The following is a 21859-nucleotide window of genomic DNA, read 5'->3' as shown; positions in this document are numbered from 1 at the left end:
TTCAAATCTTTATAAAACAAAAAACTTTGCCCATTTGGACAAAGTTCAGTATTGTATTTTAAATTAATATCTAGGAAAGAAAAGCGACCAAAAGATAAGTAACTGCCGCTACAATAGCAGAGATAGGAATCGTCAATACCCAAGCCCAAAGCAAGCTTACTGTAATCCCCCATCTTACCGCTGAAATCCTCTTCGTTAATCCAACTCCAATAATAGACCCGGTAATCGTATGTGTGGTAGATACCGGAATACCAAAATGATCGGTAATAAATAAGGTAATAGCTCCTGCAGTTTCAGCACTTACACCTTCCAGCGGGGTTACCTTTGTAATCTTGGTTCCCATTGTCTTGATGATCTTCCATCCACCACTCATTGTTCCCAAACCTATCGCCAGGAAAGAAACCAAAGGTACCCAAAGATAATGTTCTGCAAAATAATCAAATCGTCCGGCAGAAGGTATATTTAAGTATACAGGATCCTGTAAAATCTGTACATGGTAATAAATTAAAGCCGCACCGATAATTCCCATTACTTTTTGTGCATCATTCAGACCATGTCCTAGACTAAAGAGGGCTGAAGAAACAAGCTGTAATCTTTTAAAAGACTTATCTGCTTTATGAGGGTTTGATCTCTTATAAAGATGAACGATAATCAATGTGATAATGATTGAAATGACCATCCCGATAACGGGTGCCATAAAAATAAACAGGAAGATAGGAATTACTTTATCAAATTTAACCACACTTTGTGTTGTAACCTGATAAAATGCCTGTTTGAAAGTATCTATAAAACCCAGATTGGGCTGAGCAGCTGCTACATCATGATAATCCAGGATGAAAGCATGCATTAAAGCCGCACCTAAGAAACCACCAATTAGGGTATGTGATGAAGAAGATGGTATACCAAACCACCATGTTAAAAGGTTCCAGGCAATAGCTGCCACAAGACCTGAAAATATTACCTCCAGGGTAATAAAGTTTTCATTAACGGTTTTGGCAATCGTATTACCAATTTTAAATTCTCCAATGATGTATGCTGCGATAAAAAAGGCTGCAAAATTCCATAGTGCCGCCCAAAGCACAGCCTGAAAAGGAGTTAAAACTTTTGTAGAAACAATAGTAGCAATTGAATTGGCCGCATCATGAAAACCATTAATATAATCGAAAATTAAAGCTAAAGCAATAATAACCGTAAGTAAAATCGGAAATTCCATTTTTTGTTATATTGTTTATGCGTATTTGATCATAATGTTTTCAATAGTATTAGCTACATCTTCAGCCTTGTCGGTTACTATTTCAAGATAATTAAGTACAGATGAAACTTTGATGATATTGATAGCGTCGTTTGTTTCAAACAATTCTACCATTGAGTTGGAAAGTAAGTCGTCAGCAATATTCTCAATAGAGTTTACTTTGATACAAGCTTCTTTCACCTGATCCATATTTTTGAATCCTTTCAGGTTTTTCATTGCATTCTGAATTTCAAGACATGCCTTATGAATCAACAATGAGAAGTCTGCATATGCCTTCATTAAAGGCGATTTATATAAGAAAATATATTTTGTTGAAGCGTAGATATAATCTGCGATATCATCTAAACCTGTGGCCAAAGTGTGAATATCTTCACGGTCAAAAGGAGTTATAAAGTTTTTTCCAAGCTCAATAAAGATTTCGTGCGTAAGCTCATCATTTTTGTGTTCGTAGTCGCTCATTTTCTTCAACATAGAGTCGTCATTAAGGTCAAAATCTTTCACCCCGTTGTTGAACTCTTCAGACATTGCTACTAGATTTTCAGTTACTTTTTCGAAAAGCACGAAGAAGATTTTATCTTTAGGCTGAAAAGCGTGGAAAATATTACCAATTCCCATTTTTAAGTATTTATAATTCGTCTGCAAATTTCCTAAAAAAGCACCTTACCAAAAAGTATATAACATTAAGTTTTGTTAACATTGGTTTAAGTGCTGATTATCAAACAAAAAAACCGACTATAAGCCGGTTTATATTATATAAAAATGAGTTTTAATTAGCTTCTTCAGCTCTCATATCTTTTCCTCTGAATTTCATTGAAGAAATATTATTCAAAAGCTCTCCCTTAAATGATTTCTCAATTTCAAAGAATGAGAATTTCTCTAAAATTTCAATATCACCAATTTCAGCTCTCTTTTTACCATTTCCGGCAGTTGCTTTATTGATAATATCCAAAACATCCAGTTTCTTCAATTGATCTTTCTTTCCAAGGTTGAAGAAGAATCTTACCATATCTTCATTCTTTCTTCTAGGTTTTCCTCCACGATCTCTTCTGTCTCCACCTCTGCTATCACGGTCTCTTCCTCTGTCTCGGTCACGATCTCTTCCTCTGTCTCTTCTTGAGTAATCATCATCTCTGGTACTGAATTTCTGTTCAGCAAGATCATGCTTATCTTTATAGTACAATGCAAGATCTTTCAACTGGAACTGCAGTAACTGATGTACCAATTCTTCTTTCGTGAATTTGCTAAGATCCGGAATCAAGCTGTCGTCAAACTCAAATAAGTCTTCATGCTCCGTAAATAGCTTTTCGAAAACGCCTCCTACCTGCGCTTTGATGATATCATCACCTGTAGGGATTGTTTTTTCAACAATATCAATCTTTGTTGTTGATTTAATCTGTTTTAGCTTTCTGCTTTCTTCAGGCTTAATCAAAGCCATAGAAATACCGTCTTTTCCAGCTCTACCCGTTCTACCACTTCTGTGAACGAATACTTCAGGATCATCAGGTAGAGAGTAATGGATAACGTGAGTTAGTGAGTTCACATCCAAACCTCTTGCTGCTACATCGGTAGCCACCAAAATGTCGATATTTTTCAATCTGAATTTCTTCATTACCGTATCTCTCTGCGCCTGAGAAAGATCACCATGAAGTGCATCAGCTGCATAACCGTTCTGCATTAAGAAATCTGCCACTTCCTGAGTTTCCATTCTTGTTCTACAGAAAATAATGGAATACTGATTAGGGTTTGCGTCAATTAATCTTTTTAGAGCTTCTTTTTTATTACGATATCCTACCACATAGTATTCGTGCTTAATGTTCTTTTTAACTTCGTTAATAGAACCCACTGAAATACGGTGAGGTTTTGTAAGATAATTTTTAGAAATTCTTTCCACTTCTTTATTCATCGTTGCAGAGAATAAGAAAGTTTGTTTTGTTTCAGGAGTTTCACTTAAAATTGTTTCCAATTCATCTTTGAAACCCATTGAAAGCATTTCGTCAGCTTCATCTAAAACCAACCAATGGATCGCAGAAAAATCAAGTGCTTTTCTGTTAATCAAATCAATTACTCTTCCGGGAGTACCTACAATAATTTGTGGTTTTTCCTTCAAAGAACGTATTTGGTCCATAATACTGCTACCTCCGTACACTGCTGTAGATTTGATATTCTGCATGTACTTAGAGTAATTCTTTATGTCTTTAGAAATCTGAAGACATAATTCCCGTGTCGGACAAAGCACCAATAGTTGGATTTTGCGACTCGTATCGTCAATCATATCCAAAATCGGAAGCGAAAAAGCTGCTGTTTTGCCTGTCCCAGTTTGCGCAAGTGCGATCAAGTCGCGTATATCTGAAAGAATAAAAGGGATAGTCTGTTTTTGGATTTCTGTCGGGCTTTCATAACCCATTTCGCCAATAGCCTTAAGGATGTCAGGACTTAAATTGGACTCCGTAAATAAATTCATTAAATATTTTAAAATTTTTGCAAAGATACAATTAATATTTGACTTTATTTTGAATAAAGTGTTAAATAACGAATCTTAATTTCAGAATACTTTAATATATTTTTAATTTTTAAAAAATTAAACGCAAAAAATAAACCGTTATGTTAAAAAAATATTAAACAATATTTTTTTTTGTTAAATTGGATTGATTTTTTCGTGGAGATTAATGAATTTTCAAAAATAAAATCAGGAATTATAATTTTTTTATTTTAATATTCCCGAAAATTGCATGAAATATGTAAAAGAAAGATCTTCAATTATTGTTGTGAGACTTTCTGTTATGCAAACACCATTTGCCATTTCACTACAGGATTCTTTATCATATTTGCTGTCTTGCCATAAAAAATATAGTTTCTGGACATCATCCTGTTTTAATGCTTCAAATCCTGATCGGATTGAGGCATTGACATATGAATAGATTTACTTAAATTTGGTTAAAATTAAAAAACATGTCCGCCACCATTTCTACAAAAACCTTTGATTTTCTCAAAAAATTATCCAAAAATAACAACCGCGAGTGGTTTAATGAAAATAAACATCTTTACACCGAATCACAGGAAAATGTGGTTGCATTTCTGGAAGACCTTATTAAAGAAATGTCGGCGTTCGATGGAGAGCTTGCTAAAATAGATGCTAAAAAAGCTCTATTCCGGATTTACAGGGACACCCGTTTTTCAAAAGATAAAATACCTTATAAAACAAACTTTGGAGCGTCATTAGGAATGGGAAAAGGAAGCCAGAAAGGAGGATACTATCTTCACCTGGAACCAGGAAAGTCTTTTTTGGCAGGAGGTATTTACATGCCTGAATCATCAGTTTTAAAAGAAGTACGAAAAGAGATCTCCTTATATGCTGATGACTTTATTAAAATTGTTAATAACAAAGATTTTAAAAAGCATTTTCCTGAACTGGATCAAAGTGACCAATTAAAAAAGATACCCCAGGGATTCGAGAAAGAAGATCCGATGGCAGAATATTTAAAACTGAAAAATTTTATTGTTGTGTACAACATCAAGGATGAAACAGTTTTGGATAAAAATGCCGTTAAGGAGCTAACCAAAGTTTTCAAACTTATGAAGCCATTCAATGATTTTCTGAATACCCCTTTTCTGTAACTACAAGAATCTATTTTAAACATGCCTGAAATAAAAGAATTACAACCAGTTACACATTCTTTTAAAATAAAACAAGCATGTATATTTTAATTGAAAATCAACGCGTTAGATTTAAACAAAATTAACATGAGTTTAACATTTTTGATTATCTTTGCTTTCTGTCAAATAATCAAGGATGTCTTTATACCAAAGAATTGCAGAAAACTTACAGTACATCAGTCCAAGTTTTTATAAAAGCAGATATTTTAAAAGTTTACATCATCTTTCAAAGGATAACTTTTCAGCACGAAATGTAGAACCGGAGCTGGTGTGGATCAAAGAATATCTGTCGGAAGACGATGTGATTCTTGATATTGGTGCCAATGTAGGTACATTTTTATACCAGCTGGAACATAAACTCAAACCTCAGCATATTTATGCTTTTGAGCCTAACCATAAATTGTATACCCGCTTAAAAAGATTGTTTCCTTCTATGAATCTTCTTTCTTTAGCACTTTCGGATGAAAATACAGTTGCTGAGTTTAAAGTTCCCATCATCAATGGAAAAATGGTAGCTTCAAGGGGGACACTGAATACTTCGTATAAGGAAAAAGGTGAGGAAAAGAGTTACACAGAAAAAGTAACGGTCACAAAATTGGACGACTGGGCAGAAAAAGAAGGTCTTAAAAAACTGGATTTCATCAAGATAGATGTTGAAGGAAATGAGATGAAAACCCTGTTCGGCGGAAAGAAAACCATCCTAAAGTTCCTACCAACCCTTATGGTGGAAATGGAACAAAGACATCATGACAAACCTATTTGGGGAGAGATTTCCGAAGTAGAAAGCTGGGGTTATGAAGCGCATTATTTAGACCGATCCCTTTTCAGGCTTGAAAAGCTTACAGAAGAAATTTTGGTCCGAAATACAAGTGACGAAAAAGACAAAACGGAATATATCAACAACATTATTTTTATACCCAAAACCTTTTAAAATATCTTTATGAGTGTAGTAGCAAGACAAGGATTCAAATATTCCATTATCGGTTATATAGGTTTCTTGTTAGGTACCGTATCAGCCATATTCATCTTTCCGAGCAATTTTGAATTTTACGGAAAGCTTCGCTACATTTTGCCTACTGCAGAAATGCTTGTTCCCTTTGTTGTATTGGGAATTTCTTATTCTAACGTTAAATTTTTCCACAGGGTAGAAAAGGATGGCAAAAAGCAAAATATGCTTTCCATCTCACTGCTCACCATTCTGATTAATTTTGCAGTATTTGCTATTGTTTTCTTCATCATTCCGTTGATTTATCCCAAGTTTACAAAGCTTGAAGCCTGGAAAAGTAAGGAAATTATTTTACCTATGGTTTTGATTTTATCACTCTGCGCCCTATTCAATAAATACACTTCAAATTATAAGAGAATTGTTGTCTCCAATATCTTCGACAATATTTTCCCTAAAATAGCAAACCTAGGAGCCTTCTGCCTTTTTTCATATTTACTTCTGTCTCAGCAGATCGCTTTTGCGTTTTTCTTTGGTATGTTCGCATTGATGCTCTTAGGGTATATTTATTATACGAACAGGTTAGAAAAGATCAAACTCGACTTCAGTACCGACTATTTCAAAAAAAATAATTTCTGGAAAGAATTTACGAACTACAGTTTCTTCGGTTTTTTAGGAACCTTTGGAAATTATCTGGCGATTAACAGTTTCATGATCGGTGAATTCATGGGAATGGAAGAGAATGGGATCTATGCTGTCCTGTACGCGCTGATTTCGCTCATCTCTATTCCACAACTGGGATTATTTAATATTTCTGCTCCGATCATCAGCAAAACATTAGCGGAAGGGAATATGGAAGAACTGGACAGATTTCATAAAAAAACCTCATTATCATTATATTTTCTAGGGGCCATATTATTTTCCTGCATTATGGTAGGGTTTCCCTTTCTTACTCAGTTCATGCCCAAGAACGGAACAATGCTCAGGGAATATGAACCCGTAGTCTGGATTTGGGGTTCAGCGGTTTTAATAGATCTCGCAACAGGATTCAACGGAAATATTATTTCTCTTTCAAAATACTATCGTTTCAACATCATAGTTATGCTTCTTCTCGCAGGCTTAACAATAGGACTTAACTATTATTTCATTAAGCATACCGATTTGAAATTAATTGGAATTGCCTTGTCGACGGCCATTTCATTAACTACTTATAATGTCATTAAAATAGCCTTTAATTATTTCGTGTTTAAGGTTTCACCCTTATCAATTGAGATGATCTTTGTGTCTATTATCTGTACGTTAGCAATTACCGTGGCTATTGTATTGCCTACTTTCAATAATAATTTCATTAACCTGATCTACAAACCAAGCGTGGTTTTGGTGCTTATTTATATCGGAAATTATTTCACAAAAATATTCCCTGTTGAGGATTATCTGAATGCAGCTTTCATCAAAGGGATATTTAAGTTTAAATAAGACCATTTAAAACATCCCCGAGCTTTTTCCGGATACTTTCTTTGCTATAGTTCTTCTGAAAGTCAAAACTCTGTCTTTTAAGCTGTTGAAACTGCTCGGCAATGTTCTCATTTTCCGGAATGATAAAATCCAATTGCGAGGAATAGTTTTTAGGGAAAACAGCCAATTTTCCATATTTGATCGCATCTCCTACATTTCCGGTCATTTTGGTTTTTCCGTAAATCTCTATCTGATTGAAAAATTCAGTTTGCTGCTGAACAGGACACCATAATACATCTGCTTTTGCCATCCATAGGTCATAATCTTCTGCCGAAACCCTTTCTTTAAAATAATGTATGGTAATATTGGCAGGTAAATTCCCGGATAATTTTTCAAGCACTTTCAACTCTTCACCCTGAGCTTTCCCAAGAAATATAAAAGTGAATCTTTGATCTGTTTTTAAAGTCCGGATTGTTTTAAAAATATGATCATAATCCCTTCTTTTCTGAGAGACTCCTCCTGGAATTACAATATTGACATCATCCTGTTGAACCCTATTAAAATTGGAAGTATAAAACAGGGGAAGAAACTGATATTTACCCGTACAGAGCGCATTATCCAACACAAGAAGATGACCTGCATGCTGGTAAACTTTTGAAGAATAGAAAAGACCTTCTTTCCACCATAATTTAAGCCTGTAAATAAAGTCTTCTTTGAAAATACTTTTGATTAAGCTTAATTTTGAGGATTGAGGAAAATTCAGGTTATGGGTAATAACAGCAGCTTTATATTTCTGAACAATCGCGAGGAAAGTACTGAAATAACGATGTGCCGTCCCGATGATAATGATATCATACTTTTTTGCTTTCAGCTGATCACTGATCATGGAACTGTCAGACAAAAAAATCGTTTCGCCATCTTCCCTAATTTGATCTTTGATTTTTTTTGAAAAATAATAGTCTACCGTAAACTCTTCCGAACCTTTCATAATATCCATGAAAGCACGGGCAATTTCAGCATGTGTATCTATTTCTATGTAAGCTATGTTTTTCAAAATATTTTTATTTATTTTATTCTCAAAGCCATTTCTTTTTTAAAGTCTCCCATCGTTTATTATTAATAACCTTTTGTTCTTCTTTGCTGATTTTCAGTTCCAGTTTTTTAGACCTGCAGCTTTCATAGGCTTTAATGATAGAGAAAAAAAATGAAACAGATCTGATTTTCATCGCTTCCTTTAAGGATGCAACATATGCCAGAAATCTGTTTAGCCCAAGAAAGTAAAAATAACGTCCGTAATAATCCGATTCCCTGACTGTATAATCAGCTCCTTTTACTTTAATCAACTTTACTTTTAATTCCGGTAAAACGACTTCTTTCCATCCTAAATGCTCCAATAGTATAGAGTCTATATTATCCCAACCCAATGTTTCCCTTAATCCACCGATCTCAAGAAAGCATTCTTTGTGGTACGCCTTCAACGGGCCCCTTACATGATTTTTATTTGAATTTCCCTCATAAACCCAATCTCCTTCTTTTTCTACATACAGCAGACCACCTACCAAACCGTATTTGGGGTTATTGCTGAAAGATTTTTCTATTGTTTCAAGATAATTTTCGTCCAAAATAATATCCGCATCAAACTTGCAGATTATATCAAAATGATCCAAATCCTGAGTCTCCAATCCTTTTTTAAAAGCATTAACTACTTTGGAACCTGGCTGATGAGCCGACTTCTGCAGGTTAACTGTTTCAAAACGGGAATCTGTATCTGTATATCGTTTAATAATTTCAGGGGTATGGTCTGTGGAACCATCATTGGTAACCACAACTTTGAAATCCTTATAACGTTGTTGCTGTAAAGAATCCAGGGTAAATGGAAGATGATCCTCTTCGTTGTGTGCAGGAATGATAATTAAAAACCTCAATGTCCGGTTGTATTAAAAAGATCCCCACCTGAATATTTTCAGATGAAGATCTTATATTATTTTATTCTTAGGTAATAACCAATTTTATTTGTTATGCGGCATCAGCATGTTCTTAGGATCAAGAATTTCATCAAGCTTCTCCTGAGTAAGCACTCCTTTTTCAAGTACAAGGTTGTATACACTTTTTCCTGTCTCCAATGCTTCTTTAGCGATTTGTGTCGATTGTTTGTATCCAATATAAGGATTAAGTGCAGTCACAATACCAATGCTGTGTTTTACCATATTCAAACAAACTTCCTTATTAGCGGTAATGCCAACTATACATTTTGTACGAAGTGTATCCAAAGCGTTGGAAAGGAAATTAATGTTTTCCATAATCGCATGCGAAAGTACCGGCTCCATTACATTAAGCTGCAACTGTCCTGCTTCGGCAGCAAAAGTTACCGTAAGGTCATTTCCTATTACCTTAAAGCATACCTGGTTTACCACTTCAGGGATCACAGGGTTTACTTTCCCCGGCATGATCGATGATCCCGGCTGCATTGGAGGTAGATTAATTTCAAAAAGACCCGCTCTAGGACCTGAAGTCAGCAACCTTAAATCATTACATATCTTGGATAGTTTTACTGCAAGACGTTTCATAGCAGAAGAATAAATCACATAAGATCCTGTATCTGGAGTTGCTTCTACAAGGTTTGGTGCGGAAACAATCGGAAAACCGGTCAGCTGAGCCAGATTTTTAGCACAAAGAGAAGCATAGCCGATCGGAGCATTAATCCCTGTTCCAATAGCAGTCGCTCCCATATTGACCTCAACAAAGAGATCGGCATTATTATTCAGTTTAGAAATATCTTCTTCCAGATTAGCAGCAAATGCTTCAAATTCCTGTCCTAAAGTCATAGGAACCGCATCCTGAAGCTGAGTTCTGCCCATTTTAATAACATCGTGAAACTCCTCTCCTTTAGCACGAAAAGCGGCTACTATTTTTTCCAGTTTTTCAACCAATCGTACATTCATACGTAAAAGCCCAACTTTAATAGCTGTAGGATAAGCATCATTGGTAGATTGGGAAAGATTGATATGATCGTTTGGCGAACAATACTGATATTCTCCTTTGTTCTTTCCTAATTTTTCTAAAACCCTGTTGGCGATTACCTCATTCGCATTCATGTTGATCGAAGTACCGGCTCCTCCCTGAATCATGTCCACAGGGAACTGTTCATGAAGTTGTCCATCAATGATCTCATCACATGTTTCTGCAATCTTGAAATAAAGATCTTCTTCCAAAAGCCCTAATTCATAATTAGTCTTAGCCGCAGCTTTTTTTACAAAAGCCAATCCTTTAATAAAATCAGGATATGAAGACAGAAGCTGTCCCGAAATTTTGAAGTTATCGATCGCTCTCTGGGTTTGCACTCCATAATAAGCGTCCACCGGCACGTTAAGTTCTCCCAGCAAATCGCTTTCTTTTCTGAAATTTTCCATTACAGATTTTCTATTTTTTTATCGTTTAAATATAGCAAAAACGCATCGTTAACAGATGCGCTTTTTTTCATTTTATTTTACCGGATACTTCTGATTGAGAGCCTGCAATATGGCCCAGGTCTCAGCATCCATTATTCCATCATAATTCTGAGGGCGGAAATGATATTGAAAAGCCTCAATGGTTTTCTTTGTTGCATCATCCCATTTTCCGCTCGGCTCAATCCCGTACCCGAACTTCTGAAGTGCTGTCTGAATTAAAAAGATAAACGACGGCTCATTATATCGGGTTGTAAAATCGGTTTGTGCCAGTTCAAAGATACTTTGTTTTGCTGCTTCATCGTACCACATTCCTATCTGATATTCGTCATATAATTTTTTCCATGGAAACATTGGTCCCGGATCCTGTTTTCTGGTTGGTGCAATATCGGAATGGGCCAAAACATTGGTCGCCGGAATCTGGTATCTGGTGGCAATATCTTTTGCTAATGCAGCTACCTTTCTGACTTGTTCATCACTAAACGGGGCGAAAATCCTTTTTCCGGTCCCATCAGTAGTATATCCGGTATTTACAATTTCAATTCCAATCGAATTATCATTAAGGTTTTTATCATTTCTCCAAGAGCTTATCCCTGCATGATACGCCCGTTTATTTTCATCTACCAGTTGATAAATCTGATTATCCCCAATATTATTAACAAGATAATGTGCACTCACCGCTTGCTGGGTAAGCACAGTTATGGATTTATCATCCGGTAAAGCAGTATAGTGTAATATTAAATATCTCTGTCTGAAATTTTGCGCTATCGCAGGAAAATAGGTTTTTACTACTTTATATCCGGCCGGTTTTGCGGAGACAATGGAGCCGTAACTTGCTGTATTATCATTTTTGGTAGGATCTGCAATATTGGTTGTAAAAAACTCTACTCCATGATCACTTGTAATTTGTGGTTTCGGCTTATCTGCAACAGGAGTTTTAACTACGGTTTTTGGCTGTGTCACTGGATTTTTCGGCTTATATGTTGTTTTCACAACTTTCTTCTGAGGGGCACAAGAAAAAACAAAAGCGGTTAATCCGATGATATATAATGTTTTACGCATTAGTCTAATTTTTTAATCATTTATTAGCTCAAAAATACGCAAAATTTTCTTGAAATTTATTTGGTAAATAAAGAAATCTATTCTATATTTGCACTCGCAATAACGGAATAACGATCATTAAAAAATAAAGATAAAAGGAGGGTTGCCGGAGTGGTTAACGGAGCAGTTTGCTAAACTGTCGACGCGAAAGTGTCGCAAGGGTTCGAATCCCTTACCCTCCGCTTTTCTTTTTCTTACAATATACTCGGGGCGTAGCGTAGTCCGGTCATCGCGCCTGGTTTGGGACCAGGAGGTCGCAGGTTCGAATCCTGCCGCCCCGACTTTATTTTAATGCGCTTGTAAAACTAAGCGGGAATCAACTTTTTATGGGTGCGTAGCTCAGCTGGATAGAGCATCTGCCTTCTAAGCAGACGGTCAAAGGTTCGAATCCTTTCGCGCTCACTTTAAAACTCACAATTTGTATTGTGAGTTTTTTTGTATTCTATAACTTCAATTAATACATCATACTGGATAGAGCATCCCAGTTTTTAATCGGGACGATCAAAGGTTCGAATCCTTTCGCGTTTACTTAATTCGTTGTTTTGTTCCATTGAAACAGTCCAATCTGAAGGAATTATCATAACGCTTCCGCCGCCAAAATTCCGCAGGAAATAAAATAAAAGCTCTTAATATCGTTTCTTTATTATCATTTCTTCCCAACAATTACTTTTCGATGTTCGATTCCCCAATCAGCCAAAGTATCAATAATTTTTTTCAGCGTTAAACCATATTCTGTCAGCTGATATTGCACCGTCACGGGTTGAGTATCCTTAACCATTCTTTTTACAAGCTGGTTCATTTCCAGTTCTTTCAGCTCTTTACTGAGCATTTTATTGGAAATACCCTTTACGTCATTCAAAATATCAGAAAAACGCCGTTTGTTGTAATAACAAACCGATGATATTATTGAAATTTTCCACTTGCCGTTCAATACGTCCATTGCATCGTGAACAGCCATGATTTGTTTTCTGTTTGTCTCGTTATCAGAGCATTCAATTTCCGTCATAAGTTACTTTGTTACTCAAAAGTTACTGTTACTTTTAGTTACAAAGTTACTAAAATAAATTTATTCATTATAACTTTGCATCGTTAAAGAAATCGATTTCAAACACAAAAAAGTCTTAGACTTAAAATTAATTTTTCAATCATTCAAAATTTAAAAAATGGATTTTAAAAATAAAAATATAATAATCACCGGCGGAAGCGCAGGAATTGGATTGGCAACTGCCCAAACATTTATCACAAAAGGAGCAAACGTTTTAATAACAGGAAGAAATAGTGATAGCCTGAATGCAGCATCACTAAAAATTAATAGCCAAAATTTGAAAACCCTCGCGTCGGATATTTCGAAAATACCAGACATTGAAACGTTGGCAAAAGAAGTTGCGGAAAGCGGAAATAAAATTGATGTACTTGTGCTGAACGCAGGTATAGCGAAACAACACTCCATTGAAGGAACGACTGAAGAAGTTTTTGATGATTTGTTCAACATCAATGTAAAAGGCTTATTCTTTACTTTGCAAAAACTAATTCCGCATTTAGCAGAAGGAGCTTCCATAATCCTGATCTCTTCCGGAGTTTCAGTCAGTGGATATGCACAAATGGGAGCTTATGCTGCAACAAAAAGTGCCGTTGATGCTATTGCCCGTACAGCAGCAACAGAATTGGCAGACAGAAAAATCCGAGTCAATACCGTAGCTCCGGGATTAACTGATACCCCGATGAATCATCAAACACCTGAGGATATTAAAAATGCTATCGCAGCAGCGGTTCCGATGAAACGAATCGGGGAAGCTGAAGAAATAGCCAATGCTATTGTTTTCCTGGCCTCAAAAGAAGCGTCTTATATTTCGGGTTCGTACCTGTCCGTAGACGGAGGAGTAACCATTCGCAGATAATAAAATAGCAAACGGCATCCTTTAAAGATGCCGTTTTATTTAATTAAATAGATTATTAAACTTAACTCTTATCCATTGTTATTCTATAATTCTTCGGAGTCCAGCCTGTCTGTGTTCTGAAAAAATATGAAAAATGAGAGAAATTATTAAACCCAAGCTCAAAAGCTATTTCTTTAATTGATTTATTTGAACTATGTAATAATTTCTTTGCTTCCAATACTATTCTTTGCTTTATAAATTCCAATGGAGATATTTTATACTGTTTTCTGCATAGAACACCTAGATAATTGGGCGTAATACATAGCTTTTCAGCATAAAAAGCTACACTTTTTTGTGTTTTGTAATAGGTTTCGACCAGTTCATGGAACCGGAAAGCAGGGTTATTATGATCACTCAATGCAGATTTTCCATACATCTGCTCTATCCAAAGATTGATCATCAGAGCCAAAAGCCTCACCCTTGCATTAATAAGTTCAGGAAACACCATTTCCGAATGTATCTCTTTACGGATGGCATCAAATTCCATACTGAACTTTTCATAAGCTTCCTCGTTTGACTGGATCATTTCATAGGTACTGTGAGGGGAAAAAGTATGTTTTAATGTCGGAGAAAATGTTTCAAGAATAGAGTCATTAATGATCAATCTTCTGCCACTTGCATTTGAAGGCAGATCCCATATGTATTTTCTATTGGGAAGGTGAACAAATAATTGCCGGGAATTTAAAATATAGGTATCTATGTCGGTAACACAATTCCCTTTTTCACAGTCATCTAAAAGTATAATTGTAAAAGAATGATCGGGAAAACGATTAAGTTCGGAAGAACTTATTGTATCCTGATACACAACATACACATCTTTAATCTGATCTTTTACTGTTTTAAAATTATCGTGTGGCATTTTCTATTTTAATGACGGATAAAGTTACTTAAAATAGATATGAAGAAGAGTCTATATCCGGAATTGTGAAATAAATATGGTCTATTATCTGCAATTATAGAATTTCCCTTCCAGAAGGCAAACATTCAGTATATTTGTAATAAGACTTATTTTATTTAAAATGTTGACAGATAAATTTGGAAGGAATATCAACTATCTAAGGCTTGCTATTGTAGACCGGTGTAATCTCCGGTGCACGTATTGCATGCCGGAAAAAGGTCTTACCTGGATTAAGCAGAATGAATTAATGACCGATGAAGAAATGCTGAGGATCTGTTCGGTATTTACAGCCATGGGAGTAGATAAAATCAGAATAACGGGAGGAGAACCATTTGTCAGAAAAAACTCTATTGACCTCATCAAAAATATATCACAATTAAACGGACTTACTGATCTCAGTATAACCACTAATGGCCTTCTGACCGAGCCATATATTCCGCAGCTTAAACAATACGGAATAAAATCTGTCAATCTAAGTCTTGATACACTGGATAGGGACCGTTTTTTTAAAATTACCCGGAGAAATAGTTTTGATAAGGTCATGAAAACTTTAGATAGTTTACTACAGCATGATATAAAAGTAAAAATCAATACCGTGGTAATGGAAGGACAAAATACCGAAGATATTATTCCGTTGGTTCTGCTTACAAAAGGTCTTCCGGTAGAGGTGCGCTTTATTGAAGAGATGCCTTTTAATGGCAGCGAAACAGATGTTTCCCTGAATTGGAACTTTACAAAAATTCATAGCTATATAAAAGATCATTTTCCTGACATCCAAAAGACAGTTGATCCTAAAAGTTCAACATCATATAATTATAAGATTCCTGGTTTTGAAGGAGGTATAGGGATTATTGCAGCTTATACCCGTTCATTTTGCGGAGACTGCAACAGGATAAGAATCACCCCTTCCGGTATTCTGAGAACCTGTTTGTATGAAGGGGGCGGTATTAATCTGAAGGATGAAATCCGTATGGGAAAAACAGATGAAGAGCTGAAAAATATAATTATCAGCAGCATACACCAAAAACCAAAGGACGGTTGGGAAGCTCAAAAACTGAGTCTGACCGCATCACAAATACATCAGTCAATGGCAACTATAGGAGGATAATTATGGAAATGATCAGTGTACAGCAGGCAGAAAACATTATCTCTTCGCAGATAAGAGATTTCGGAACAGAAGATATTTCCTATGAAAATGCCTTGGGAAGAATTTTAGCAGAGGATATTTTGGCAGATCGTGATTTACCACCTTTTGACAGACCTACGGTGGATGGAATTGCAATCAGTTTCAAATCCTATGAAAAAGGAGTGCGCAACTTTACCATCAAAGCTGTACAGGCAGCAGGTGAAGCTCCGGTTTTTATTGACGAAGAAAATAACTGCGTCGAAATTATGACCGGTGCTGCATTGCATTCTTCAATGGACACCGTGATTCGTTATGAAGATATCCTGATCAAAAACAATGTGGCAAACATCAATATTGATGTAAAAAAAGGGCAGAATATCCACCTGAAAGGAAGGGATAAAAAAGTGGGAGAAATACTGGTAAAAGCCAATCAGGTTATAACACCGTCTATTCTCGGGATTGCCGCGTCCGTCGGAAAGACATTTCTGAAAGTGAAAAAGCTTCCGAGGGTGGCTATTATTTCCACAGGAGACGAAATGGTGTCACCTGACATAACCCCTACTCCATTTCAGCTGAGACGTTCCAATGGAATTACCATACAATCTGTTTTGGAAAAATATAGGATCAGTGCTGACTGGCTGCATTGGAATGATGATCTTGAACTCATAAAAAAGGAACTTTCCCAATGTATTGACCGTTACGATATTTTACTAATGAGTGGCGGAGTTTCTATGGGAAAATTCGATTATCTGCCCAAGGCTTGTGAAGAACTGGGAATCGAAAAACTTTTTCACAAAATAAAGCAAAGACCAGGAAAACCATTCTGGTTTGGAAAAAGCCGGAACGAAAAATTAATTTTTGCATTCCCGGGAAATCCGGTTTCCGTATTTATGTGCCTACATCGGTATTTTATTCCCTGGCTGGAAAAATCTTTAGAAATCCCGGAAACAGTACGGTATGCCGTTTTACAAAATGATATAGACTTTCCTTTTCCATTGCAATATTTTGCCCAGATAAAACTCAGTGTGAATCGATCGGGACAAGTAATTGCAGAATCAGTGAATACCAATGGTTCCGGAGATTTCTCCCATCTTGCAGAGACCCATGCATTTATAGAACTTCCTCTGGAAAAAAATGAATTTAAGAAAGGCGAAGTCTATACCATCTGGAAATATAATTTTTAATTGTACTCATGACAAATTTTTCACATCTTAACGAAAAGGAACAACCAGGTATGGTGAATGTGGGTGATAAAAAAGTTACCCACAGGAAAGCAACCGCCAAAGCTATTGTGGTAATTCCTGAAAATATTCTGGAAGCGCTTCAAAAGGATGACTTTAAAACTAAAAAAGGTTCTGTGTTTCAAACTGCCATCATTGCAGGGATAATGGCCGCAAAAAAAACAGGTGACCTTATCCCGCTGTGCCATCCTATTGGTATGGATAATTGTGAAATAGATATTGAAATCAATTCTCAGAATGAAATTGAAATCTACTGTACTGCTGAGATTGAAGCTAAGACCGGCATCGAAATGGAAGCCCTGACAGGGGCATCTGTGGCAGCACTTACCATCTATGACATGTGCAAAGCAATGAGCCATGATATTACGATCAAAGAAATACAACTCATCGAAAAAACAGGAGGAAAAAATGATTTCAAAAGAGACTGATTTCCCCAGACTCAACGGGCTGGTACTGGCAGGAGGAAAAAGCCGGCGAATGGGAAATCCTAAAGATAAAATCAACTGGCATGGCAAAGAGCAGAGGTATTATGCGGCTGATCTTTTAGCTCCATTTTGTGAGGAAGTCTTTATTTCCTGCAGACAGGACCAGCTGGAAAATTTTAATAGTGATTACAACGCCCTTACCGATACTTTTCTGGACATGGGCCCTTTTGGAGGAATACTTTCGGCATTGCGCTCCCAGAGAGAAAAAGCATGGCTGGTAGTAGCCTGCGATCTTCCTTTGCTGGATAAAAATGCATTAGAATTTCTGATACAATCCAGAAACCCTGAAAAAGCGGCAACAACCTACGAAAGCCCTTTTGACGGACTACCCGAACCATTAATTACGATCTGGGAACCTAAAAGCTATCCTCTGCTTCTGAATTTTTTAGGATCAGGAAATACCTGTCCAAGAAAAGTTCTTATTAACAGTGATACGTTAATCCTGAAACCAGATAACCCGGATTCTTTAATGAATGTAAATACTCCTGAAGACAAGGCAAAAGCACAGGAGATTTTAAGAAAATAAATTTAACTAAAGGCTGATATGAATACCTCTCTTGAACGTTATCATTGCCAGATGGCTTTACCCGGATTTGGGACAGCTTCTCAGGAACTCCTTAAAAATGCTAAAGTTCTCATCGTGGGCATGGGAGGACTTGGATGTCCTTCAGCACAGTATCTTGCTGCTTCTGGTATAGGAACGATTGGTCTTGCAGATGACGATATTGTTTCTGAAAGCAACCTGCACCGCCAGATTTTGTATACTCCGGATGATATCGGGAAATCAAAAGTTGACATTGCCACCAAAAAATTACAGCAACAAAATCCATCAGTGAAAATCACTCCTTTTAATTTTCGGGTAACTTCCGAAAATGTCATGGATTTAATTTCTGATTTTGATCTGATTATTGAAGGAACAGATAATTTTGAAACAAAATGCTTGCTGAACGACGCTTGTGTATTAACCGGAAAACCTTTGGTTTATGGTGCTATTTACCAATATGAAGGCCAGGTAAGCATATGGAATGTTATGCAGAAAGACGGTACATACTCACCCAATTACCGCGATGTTTTTCCTAATGCAGAAGAATCACAGGTTCCCAACTGCAGAGAAGGAGGTGTACTTCCTACACTGGCAGGAATTGTGGGATGCATGCAGGCAAATGAAGCTATAAAATATTTTACAAATCCTGAAGATTTATTGGCAGGAAAACTCTGGATGATGAATGTGCTGAACGGCAAAACCCAAATTATTAAATTAAGAAAACTTGCCGTACCCATTACAAGCTTATCTCAGACAGTTGAGATCATCACATTTGAACAGTTGATGCAGGATAAAGATCACTTTGAAATCATAGATGTCCGTACCCTAGAAGAGCATAAAGAGTTTAATATTGGAGGAGTCAATATAGCTGTACATGAGCTACAACATCATTCAGAATATATTTCCGGGCTTACCCGGCCTATTTTAGCTTATTGCCTATCCGGAAAACGCAGCGCAGAAGCAGTGAGGAAAATTAAAAATCTTTTTCCTGAGAAGGAAGTGTTTTCTTTAAAAGACGGTATTCACAAAATACACCGATAAAACAAAAACTAATCAAATAAACTTTCGTCGGAATAAAAAACTTTGCCATCACTTATTCTTGCCGGTGAAGTGTAAGGATGTTCTTCTGTTTTGCCGACATTCACTATATGCTCGACTTTCCAGCCCTTTGCTTTAAGATAATCTGACACCATAGCCCTGTGGCAGCTCCACCATACCGCTTCCGAACACATAAAAGCCGTAATTTTTTCCCTAGCAATATCTTCAAGTTTTTCTATAGCCGCTACAAATTTTCCGGTTTGCATATAATCGGCGTACCCACGGAAAGATTCATTCCGCCACCGACTGTTTATTGAATCCGGCTGTACCTTTCTCCTTCCTCCCAATTCTTCAAGATGAGCATATCCTATACTATTTTCGCGTAGGTGTATTTCCAAATTTTCTCTATTAAACCATGGATATCTTTTTGATCCCGGAAACCGCCGGATATCAACCAGCATCTCAATCTTAAACGAATTAAGTATTTCAATAAAGTATTCTAATGAATGAACAGAATGTCCAACTGTATAAATCAATTTCTTTTCTGAAGCTTCCATACCTGTCTTTTGAAAAGGGATCAATCAATAATATTCTGGGTATTCTTTCTGGAAACAGCAATATGTTCTCCCACCATCTCATGAATGGTCTCGTCAATCATGATACACATGCTGTTAAGAGCTAAATCATTCGCATCTGTTCCGAACGGCTCCTCGATTTCATCCGCTATCGCTTCAAATGCAACAAATGTATACGCAACAAATACAACAATAAGAGGGGTAAACCATCCGAGAGAATCTACAAGTCCGAAAGGCAACAGAAAACAGTATATATATACAGTCCGGTGCAGTAAAACCCTGTAGCTGTATGGAATAGGGGTAGAAATTATTCTTTCACAACCTCCTAAGATATCAGAAAGCTTATCAAAGTTTTCATCAAAACGCGCCTGCTGGATAGAATCCATTCCCCCTTCGTCTTTTAGCTTCTGAACCCATTCTGCAAGAAGGCGCATAATAACAGCCGGTTTATATTTTGATGCGGCAACAAGTTTCAGCTGATCTTCGTTAAGCCTGGATTTTAAATCTTCATAAGCGTCCGTTCCTCTCAGCTGATGTTTCAGTGCAAAAACAAATGCACCCAGCAACTGCACAAAATTGTGAACTGAATCCTGATCTTCCTTTATATTTTTCAGCGTGATGGCCTGGCGGGTCAGTGCCCTGGAAGTATTCAGCAGAGCGCCCCACAGCTTTCTTCCTTCCCAGAACCTATCATAGCTGGCATTGTTCCTGAATCCCAGGAATAAAGCCAGTACGAAACCGAACAAGGTAAGTGGTGCAGGATTTAACGGAACTTTAAAAGAGAAAATGATTCCATGAAAATAAGTGACCAATAAAGAAAGAATTAAAAGCAATCCCAACCGGGGAAGCAATGCAGGCAAAACAGAGCCGTGCCACACAAAAAGCATTCTGAACCAATGTTCTTTTTTTCTTATGATCATTATTTTTGTCTTTCTTTTTTCAATTGATTAATATTCATTTTCATCAGAACCGAAACAATAAGTGCGATCACGAACATTCCTGAAAAAACCTCTAAGGTAGTCGTTAGGGATCCTGTCTGTTTTTTAACATAATCATATATCGAGGGACCGGCTACCCCTGCTAATGCCCAGGCTGTAAGCACAAATCCATGTATTGCACCTAATTGTTTTGTACCAAATAAGTCTCCCAGAAATGCAGGAAGTGTAGCGAAACCTCCACCGTACATTGTGATAACGGTAAAGAGAATAGCAAGAAATAAAATTTCTATGGAAATTTGAGGTAAGAAATAATAAGCTAAAATCTGAAATACAAAAAATAAAATATAGGTATTAGCCCTTCCCAGGTAATCTGATAAACCAGACCAAAGCAATCTTCCAATCCCGTTGAATACGCCAATTAAACCCACAACTGCAGCTGCCTGCAAAGCGGTATAATGAAGTTTCTCCTGAGTCATCGGACTCGCTGCCGCAATAATTGCAATACCACAGGTAATGTTAATAAACATAATGATCCAGATATAATAGAATCGTTTTGTCTTCAATGCAGTTTTTGCATCTATATAGGCTATATCATTTGTTGCGGTCTTACTTTCGGAAGGATTAAACCCTTTTGGCAAATAACCTTCCGGCGGTTTTTCTATGTAACTTGAAGACAAAAGAATCACAACCAGATAAATACTTCCCAAAATATAAAAAGCATTAGAAACACCTACTTTTTCAAATAAAATTTGCATCAGGGGACCAAATATCAAAGCTGAAAAACCAAATCCCATTATCGCCATTCCTGTTGCCAGGCCACGTCTGTCCGGAAACCATTTTACCAGGGTGCTTACCGGTGTTATGTATCCAATTCCTAATCCTATACCCCCTATGAATCCATAGCTGATCAAAAATAAGGGCAGGGATACAAGTTGTACGGCCAGCCCGGAACCTAAGATTCCCACTCCGTAAAAAATTCCCGCAACAGTTCCACTTTTTTTAGGCCCTACTTTTTCTACCCAGGTGCCCATAAACGCTGCGGATAAACCAAGTAATAGAATGGCAATTTTAAATGCCCACTTTATGGTTCCTTCATCTATCTTAAAAATCTCCCCCACAGGATTTGTCATTACAGAATAGGCATACACAGAGCCTATAGAAATATGAATACCGACTGCAGAAGCAGCAATCAGCCAACGATTTTTAAGTTTCGATGAGTCCATTTA

21 protein-coding genes and 3 tRNA genes are annotated in these 21859 nt (G+C 36.7%); 12 read left to right on the top strand and 12 right to left on the bottom strand.

Annotated features, from left to right (window positions below):
* Positions 1-70: 70 nt before the first annotated feature.
* From AC0INN_RS00255 to AC0INN_RS00245, 3 genes are all read right to left on the bottom strand, one after another.
* On the bottom strand, positions 71-1213 hold the full coding sequence (locus tag AC0INN_RS00255) for an inorganic phosphate transporter (RefSeq protein WP_172276592.1): 1143 nt from the start codon (positions 1211-1213) through the stop codon (positions 71-73).
* 15 nt (positions 1214-1228) lie between these two features.
* Positions 1229-1867 carry a DUF47 domain-containing protein gene (locus AC0INN_RS00250; RefSeq protein ID WP_172276589.1) on the bottom strand — a complete coding sequence of 213 codons (639 nt, stop codon included), beginning with the start codon at positions 1865-1867 and terminating at the stop codon, positions 1229-1231.
* Positions 1868-2018: 151 nt separating this feature from the next.
* Positions 2019-3713: a DEAD/DEAH box helicase gene (locus tag AC0INN_RS00245; RefSeq protein ID WP_172276587.1), complete on the bottom strand. Its 1695-nt coding sequence runs from the start codon at positions 3711-3713 to the stop codon at positions 2019-2021.
* Between the two features lie 488 nt (positions 3714-4201).
* On the opposite strand from AC0INN_RS00245, the gene AC0INN_RS00240 reads away from it, so the two are divergent.
* The 3 genes from AC0INN_RS00240 to AC0INN_RS00230 all read left to right on the top strand — a co-directional run bounded on the left by AC0INN_RS00240 (position 4202) and on the right by AC0INN_RS00230 (position 7325).
* Entirely contained in the window at positions 4202-4867 is a 666-nt protein-coding gene (locus AC0INN_RS00240) for a DUF2461 domain-containing protein (protein WP_172276584.1), read from the top strand.
* Positions 4868-5042: 175 nt separating this feature from the next.
* On the top strand, positions 5043-5837 hold the full coding sequence (locus tag AC0INN_RS00235) for an FkbM family methyltransferase (RefSeq protein ID WP_273650911.1): 795 nt from the start codon (positions 5043-5045) through the stop codon (positions 5835-5837).
* 9 nt (positions 5838-5846) lie between these two features.
* Positions 5847-7325 (top strand): lipopolysaccharide biosynthesis protein, encoded by a 1479-nt coding sequence (locus tag AC0INN_RS00230; RefSeq protein WP_273650910.1) that lies wholly within the window; start codon positions 5847-5849, stop codon positions 7323-7325.
* On the opposite strand, the gene AC0INN_RS00225 is transcribed toward AC0INN_RS00230, so the two are convergent.
* The 4 genes from AC0INN_RS00225 to AC0INN_RS00210 form a co-directional block, all read right to left on the bottom strand.
* Positions 7318-8358 carry a glycosyltransferase family protein gene (locus tag AC0INN_RS00225; protein ID WP_306611134.1) on the bottom strand — a complete coding sequence of 347 codons (1041 nt, stop codon included), beginning with the start codon at positions 8356-8358 and terminating at the stop codon, positions 7318-7320. The two genes, AC0INN_RS00230 and AC0INN_RS00225, sit on opposite strands and share 8 nt — an antisense overlap.
* A gap of 22 nt (positions 8359-8380) precedes the next feature.
* Positions 8381-9229, bottom strand: a complete 849-nt coding sequence (locus tag AC0INN_RS00220) for a glycosyltransferase family 2 protein (protein WP_306611132.1) — start codon at positions 9227-9229, stop codon at positions 8381-8383.
* 84 nt (positions 9230-9313) lie between these two features.
* Positions 9314-10714, bottom strand: a complete 1401-nt coding sequence (gene aspA / locus AC0INN_RS00215) for an aspartate ammonia-lyase (RefSeq protein ID WP_172276572.1) — start codon at positions 10712-10714, stop codon at positions 9314-9316.
* A gap of 72 nt (positions 10715-10786) precedes the next feature.
* Positions 10787-11812 (bottom strand): N-acetylmuramoyl-L-alanine amidase, encoded by a 1026-nt coding sequence (locus AC0INN_RS00210; protein ID WP_273650908.1) that lies wholly within the window; start codon positions 11810-11812, stop codon positions 10787-10789.
* A 136-nt stretch (positions 11813-11948) separates the two neighbouring features.
* Between AC0INN_RS00210 and AC0INN_RS00205 the strand changes: the two genes are divergently transcribed.
* From AC0INN_RS00205 to AC0INN_RS00195, 3 genes are all read left to right on the top strand, one after another.
* Positions 11949-12033: transfer RNA gene (locus AC0INN_RS00205), tRNA-Ser, on the top strand.
* Between the two features lie 24 nt (positions 12034-12057).
* Positions 12058-12132 (top strand) — tRNA-Pro (locus AC0INN_RS00200).
* A gap of 47 nt (positions 12133-12179) precedes the next feature.
* Positions 12180-12253, top strand: a tRNA-Arg gene (locus AC0INN_RS00195).
* A 244-nt stretch (positions 12254-12497) separates the two neighbouring features.
* On the opposite strand, the gene AC0INN_RS00190 is transcribed toward AC0INN_RS00195, so the two are convergent.
* Entirely contained in the window at positions 12498-12857 is a 360-nt protein-coding gene (locus AC0INN_RS00190; protein WP_306611129.1) for a winged helix-turn-helix transcriptional regulator, read from the bottom strand.
* Between the two features lie 157 nt (positions 12858-13014).
* Here AC0INN_RS00190 and AC0INN_RS00185 point away from each other — a divergent pair, with 157 nt between their 5' ends.
* On the top strand, positions 13015-13749 hold the full coding sequence (locus tag AC0INN_RS00185; RefSeq protein ID WP_273650906.1) for an SDR family NAD(P)-dependent oxidoreductase: 735 nt from the start codon (positions 13015-13017) through the stop codon (positions 13747-13749).
* Positions 13750-13810: 61 nt separating this feature from the next.
* Here AC0INN_RS00185 and AC0INN_RS00180 read toward each other — a convergent pair whose 3' ends face one another.
* Positions 13811-14647, bottom strand: coding sequence for a helix-turn-helix domain-containing protein (locus tag AC0INN_RS00180; protein WP_306611127.1), 837 nt, complete (start codon positions 14645-14647; stop codon positions 13811-13813).
* A 160-nt stretch (positions 14648-14807) separates the two neighbouring features.
* On the opposite strand from AC0INN_RS00180, the gene moaA reads away from it, so the two are divergent.
* Genes moaA through AC0INN_RS00155 form a run of 5 tightly spaced genes read left to right on the top strand, consistent with a single transcriptional unit; the run spans position 14808 to position 19123 of the window.
* Positions 14808-15794: a GTP 3',8-cyclase MoaA gene (moaA, locus tag AC0INN_RS00175; protein WP_273650904.1), complete on the top strand. Its 987-nt coding sequence runs from the start codon at positions 14808-14810 to the stop codon at positions 15792-15794.
* 2 nt (positions 15795-15796) lie between these two features.
* Positions 15797-16996, top strand: coding sequence for a molybdopterin molybdotransferase MoeA (locus AC0INN_RS00170; protein WP_273650903.1), 1200 nt, complete (start codon positions 15797-15799; stop codon positions 16994-16996).
* Between the two features lie 8 nt (positions 16997-17004).
* The gene (gene moaC, locus AC0INN_RS00165) at positions 17005-17481 is read left to right on the top strand and encodes a cyclic pyranopterin monophosphate synthase MoaC (RefSeq protein WP_273650902.1); all 477 of its coding nucleotides are present in this window, start codon (positions 17005-17007) and stop codon (positions 17479-17481) included.
* Positions 17462-18064, top strand: coding sequence for an NTP transferase domain-containing protein (locus AC0INN_RS00160; RefSeq protein ID WP_172276553.1), 603 nt, complete (start codon positions 17462-17464; stop codon positions 18062-18064). The genes moaC and AC0INN_RS00160 overlap by 20 nt, the downstream gene beginning before the upstream one ends.
* Positions 18065-18082: 18 nt before the next feature.
* On the top strand, positions 18083-19123 hold the full coding sequence (locus AC0INN_RS00155; protein ID WP_172276550.1) for a HesA/MoeB/ThiF family protein: 1041 nt from the start codon (positions 18083-18085) through the stop codon (positions 19121-19123).
* Positions 19124-19131: 8 nt separating this feature from the next.
* Here the strand turns inward: AC0INN_RS00155 and AC0INN_RS00150 are convergent, their stop codons facing one another.
* Genes AC0INN_RS00150 through AC0INN_RS00140 form a run of 3 tightly spaced genes read right to left on the bottom strand, consistent with a single transcriptional unit; the run spans position 19132 to position 21856 of the window.
* Positions 19132-19677, bottom strand: coding sequence for a DUF488 domain-containing protein (locus tag AC0INN_RS00150; protein ID WP_172276547.1), 546 nt, complete (start codon positions 19675-19677; stop codon positions 19132-19134).
* Between the two features lie 20 nt (positions 19678-19697).
* Complete coding sequence (locus AC0INN_RS00145; protein WP_172276544.1) at positions 19698-20615, bottom strand: bestrophin family protein; 918 nt, start codon at positions 20613-20615, stop codon at positions 19698-19700.
* Entirely contained in the window at positions 20615-21856 is a 1242-nt protein-coding gene (locus tag AC0INN_RS00140) for an L-lactate MFS transporter (protein WP_273650901.1), read from the bottom strand. The genes AC0INN_RS00145 and AC0INN_RS00140 overlap by 1 nt, the downstream gene beginning before the upstream one ends.
* Positions 21857-21859 lie beyond the last annotated feature (3 nt).

The organism is Chryseobacterium subflavum (genome assembly GCF_055762745.1).
The sequence above is the reverse complement of the archived record's forward strand: the minus strand, read 5'-3'. Positions and strand labels throughout refer to the sequence as shown.

Coding starts and splice junctions, on each gene's coding strand:
- AC0INN_RS00255 (WP_172276592.1), bottom strand. CDS start 1,213: ATGGAATTTCCGATTTTACTTACGGTTATTATTGCTTTAGCTTTAATT.
- AC0INN_RS00170 (WP_273650903.1), top strand. CDS start 15,797: ATGGAAATGATCAGTGTACAGCAGGCAGAAAACATTATCTCTTCGCAG.
- AC0INN_RS00230 (WP_273650910.1), top strand. CDS start 5,847: ATGAGTGTAGTAGCAAGACAAGGATTCAAATATTCCATTATCGGTTAT.
- AC0INN_RS00235 (WP_273650911.1), top strand. CDS start 5,043: ATGTCTTTATACCAAAGAATTGCAGAAAACTTACAGTACATCAGTCCA.
- moaC (WP_273650902.1), top strand. CDS start 17,005: ATGACAAATTTTTCACATCTTAACGAAAAGGAACAACCAGGTATGGTG.
- moaA (WP_273650904.1), top strand. CDS start 14,808: ATGTTGACAGATAAATTTGGAAGGAATATCAACTATCTAAGGCTTGCT.
- AC0INN_RS00240 (WP_172276584.1), top strand. CDS start 4,202: ATGTCCGCCACCATTTCTACAAAAACCTTTGATTTTCTCAAAAAATTA.
- AC0INN_RS00160 (WP_172276553.1), top strand. CDS start 17,462: ATGATTTCAAAAGAGACTGATTTCCCCAGACTCAACGGGCTGGTACTG.
- AC0INN_RS00155 (WP_172276550.1), top strand. CDS start 18,083: ATGAATACCTCTCTTGAACGTTATCATTGCCAGATGGCTTTACCCGGA.
- AC0INN_RS00150 (WP_172276547.1), bottom strand. CDS start 19,677: ATGGAAGCTTCAGAAAAGAAATTGATTTATACAGTTGGACATTCTGTT.
- AC0INN_RS00210 (WP_273650908.1), bottom strand. CDS start 11,812: ATGCGTAAAACATTATATATCATCGGATTAACCGCTTTTGTTTTTTCT.
- AC0INN_RS00250 (WP_172276589.1), bottom strand. CDS start 1,867: ATGGGAATTGGTAATATTTTCCACGCTTTTCAGCCTAAAGATAAAATC.
- AC0INN_RS00180 (WP_306611127.1), bottom strand. CDS start 14,647: ATGCCACACGATAATTTTAAAACAGTAAAAGATCAGATTAAAGATGTG.
- AC0INN_RS00190 (WP_306611129.1), bottom strand. CDS start 12,857: ATGACGGAAATTGAATGCTCTGATAACGAGACAAACAGAAAACAAATC.
- AC0INN_RS00245 (WP_172276587.1), bottom strand. CDS start 3,713: ATGAATTTATTTACGGAGTCCAATTTAAGTCCTGACATCCTTAAGGCT.
- AC0INN_RS00140 (WP_273650901.1), bottom strand. CDS start 21,856: ATGGACTCATCGAAACTTAAAAATCGTTGGCTGATTGCTGCTTCTGCA.
- AC0INN_RS00145 (WP_172276544.1), bottom strand. CDS start 20,615: ATGATCATAAGAAAAAAAGAACATTGGTTCAGAATGCTTTTTGTGTGG.
- aspA (WP_172276572.1), bottom strand. CDS start 10,714: ATGGAAAATTTCAGAAAAGAAAGCGATTTGCTGGGAGAACTTAACGTG.
- AC0INN_RS00185 (WP_273650906.1), top strand. CDS start 13,015: ATGGATTTTAAAAATAAAAATATAATAATCACCGGCGGAAGCGCAGGA.